Here is a 3,378-nt window from a genome sequence, read left to right as displayed (position 1 = left end):
GAGTTGGGGGAGGTGGAGTCGGTGTTGGTGTCGTGTCCGGGGGTGGGTGCGGCTGTGGTGGTGGTGGGTTCGGGTGGNGGGTTGGTGGGGTATGTGGTGCCGGAGGTGGGGGCTCGGGTGGATTCGGCTGGGGTGGTGGAGTTTGCGGGGTCGGTGTTGCCGGGGTTCATGGTGCCGTCGGTGGTGGTGGTGTTGGGGGAGTTGCCGGTGACGGCGGCGGGGAAGGTGGATCGTGCCGCACTACCCGCACCGGACATGGCCTCGCGCGGGCCGGACCGCGCGCCACGGACCGCGGCGGAGGCAACACTGGCCTCCGTGTTCGCCGAAGTACTCGGCGTCGACAAGGTCGGATTCGACGAATCGTTCTTCGCGCTGGGCGGCGACAGCATCCTGTCCATTCGCCTCGTGTCACGCGCGAAGGCAAAGGGATTGGTGTTCACTCCGCAGCAGGTGTTCGAGCACCGGACGGTGGCCGCTCTCGCAGCGGCATCGGAGATCGCGGACAGTGAAACCGCGGTCGCCCTCGCCGAACTCGCGGGCGGCGGAATCGGCACATTCCCGCCCACCCCGGTGGTCCGGTACCTGATCGAGCGCGGCGGACACTACGAGAGGTTCAGCCAGAGCGTGCTGCTCGACCTCCCGCACACCGTCGACGCCGACAGCCTCCTCGCGACCGTCACCGCGGTAATGGCCCGTCACGACATGCTGCGGTCGCGGCTGTACCGGGACGGGAACGGGCAGTGGCAGATGGAGACTCGCGCCGCGACCGACCTCGACGCCGCGTCGCTGCTCCGGCGGGTCGCCTTCGACCCGGCCACCGATCCCGGCGTACTCGCAGACCTGATCGCGACCGAGCACCAGGCCGCCGTGGAGAGGCTCCGCCCGTCCGACGGGGTCGTCGTCCAGTTCGTGTGGCTCGACCCTGACCCGGTTACCGTACCCGGTCGGCCGGGAAGCTTGCTCGTGGTGGCACACCACCTCGCGGTCGACGGGGTGTCGTGGCGGATTCTGCTGCCCGACTTCGTGGCCGCCTGGCAACAGGTGAGTGCCGGGAACGTACCGGCACTCCCGGAACCGGCGACGTCGATGCGCCGGTGGGCGCACGCGTTGGCGGAGGAAGCCGTCCGGAGTGAGCGGACCGCCGAACTGGGGTGGTGGCAGACCGTCGTCGAGGGACCCGACCCACTGATCGCCGACCGTCCGCTCGACCCGGGCCTGGACGTCGCGACCGCCCTGCAGGACGTGAGTGTCGAGACCTCACTCGACGACACGTCCGTGCTGCTCACTCGCCTACCGGACCTGTATCACGGGGGCGCTCTCGACGTTTTGCTGACGGCGCTGGTGGTGGCGTCGTCGAGGTGGCGAGCGGAGCGGGGGATCCCGGGAACGTCGATGCTGATCCGATTGGAAGGGCACGGCCGGGAGCAGCAGGTGGTGCCGGGCGCCGACCTCTCCCGCACCGTCGGCTGGTTCACGACGGTCTTCCCGGTCCGCGTCGAACTCCGCGGCATCGACCTCGACGACGCGTTCGCCGGCGGCCCCGACCTGGGCAGCGCTCTGAAGCGGGTGAAGGAACACCTGCGGGCGGTGCCGGACATGGGCATCGGCTACGGACTGCTCCGCTACCTGAACCCGGACACCGCGGGCAGCCTGCCGGTCACCGAACCCGGGCAGATCAGTTTCAACTACCTCGGCCAGGTCCCGGATCCGGCGGTCGGCGACACTGCGGCCGGCTGGACCCCCGCCGACGGGTTCGGCGACCTCCGCTACGTCCCGGACCCGGACATGCCGACGTCGGCGGCCGTCGAGATCAACGCGATCGTGATCGGCGGACGGCTCCGGGTCGGTTTCGGTTTCCCGGACACCCTGCTCGCCCGTGCCGAGGTGGAGCGGCTGGCGGCACGGTGGCGGGAGTCACTGTCCGCCTTGGTGTCCCACGCGAGCAGCGGGGTCGCCGGCGGACGCACACCGTCGGACGTTCCCCTGGTCGACGTCACCCAGGACGACCTCGACACATGGGAGGAACGCTTCGGCGCGCTGACCGACGTGTGGCCGCCCACTCCGCTGCAGGCCGGGTTGCTGTTCCACGCCCTGCTCGCGAAACCGTCGATCGACGCCTACACGGTGCAGGTGGAACTGCACCTGAAGGGCGCCGTCGACCCGGACCGGATGCGCCGGGCCGCGGCGGCACTCCTGGAGCGGCACCCGAATCTGCGGGTGGCATTCGTGCCCGCGCGGGACGGCACGTTCGTGCAGGTGGTGCCCGCGACCGTCGACGTGCCGTTCCGCGAACTCGACCTCACCGGCCTGCCGGAGGCCGCGCGGACCACCGAACTGGAGCGCGTCCTCGCCGCCGACCGAGCCGCGCCGTTCGACACGTCCCGGGCCCCCCTGGTGCGGTTTCTGCTCGTGTCGACCGGCGGCCGGGAATCGCGGCTCGTGTGGACCAACCACCACACGCTCCTCGACGGATGGTCGATGCCACTCGCGATCCGCGAACTGCTCGCGCTCTACGTGGCCGGGGACGCCGACGTGTCGGCGCTGCCGCGGCCCCGGCCCTATCGGGACTTCCTGTCGTGGCTGCACCGCCGGGACCCGGCCGAATCGCGGGAGGCCTGGGCGACCGCACTCGCCGGCATCGACGGTCCGACACTGCTCCTGCCCGACGCACGGGGGCGGCAACTGTCGGCTCCACCCGAGAGTGCCCAATTCGCCGTCTCCGAGGAACTGACCGCCGAACTCACGACCCTTGCGCGGACCCGCAACACGACCCTGAACACGATCACGCAGGTGGCGTGGGCCATCGTGCTGGGCGCCGCGACGTCCCGCGACGACGTGACGTTCGGGAGCACCGTGTCCGGGCGGTCACCGCACCTGCCCGGTGTGGAGTCGATGATCGGGCTGTTCGTCAACACGGTGCCCACCCGCATCACCCTCGACCCCCGGGAAACGCTGGCCGGCCTGCTCGACCGGACGCAAGCGGGACAGGCAGCCCTCCTCGGCCACCATGACCTCGGCCTCGCCGACATCCAGCGCGCGGTCGGCACCGACATCGGGTTCGACACCGCGACCGTCTTCGAGTCGTACCCGATCGACCGGGGAGGATTGACCGAGGACACCGACCTCGCCGGAATCCGAGTGGTCGACGTGCGCGGCGTCGACGCGACGCACTACCCGCTGAGCGTCGCGTTCTCGGCGGACACACAGTTGCGCATGACATTTCACTACCGACCCGACCTGATCGACCGGGCCACCGTCGACTCGACCGCGGGACAGGTCACCCGGGTGCTCGAGGCGATGGCCGCGGATTCGGGTGTTCGGTTGGGTGGGGTGGGTGTGTGGGGGTCGGGTGTGGGGTTGGTGCGGGGTGGGTCGGGT

At 70.6% G+C, this 3,378-nt stretch carries 1 protein-coding gene and 1 pseudogene; both read left to right on the top strand.

All coding sequences use genetic code 11. The annotated features are described in order from the left end of the window. Nucleotides 1-12 precede the first annotated feature (12 nt). Nucleotides 13-165 (top strand): annotated as a pseudogene (locus CA951_RS44805) (hypothetical protein); the annotation flags it as partial. A gap of 150 nt (nt 166-315) precedes the next feature. Next, the coding region (locus CA951_RS42030) for a condensation domain-containing protein (RefSeq protein WP_256974317.1) at nt 316-3,378 on the top strand (3,063 nt) is incomplete at its 3' end.

The sequence above is a fragment of the Rhodococcus sp. NCIMB 12038 genome, from assembly GCF_002165735.1.
Taxonomy (GTDB): Bacteria; Actinomycetota; Actinomycetes; order Mycobacteriales; family Mycobacteriaceae; genus Rhodococcus_F.
The sequence above is the reverse complement of the archived record's forward strand: the minus strand, read 5'-3'. Positions and strand labels throughout refer to the sequence as shown.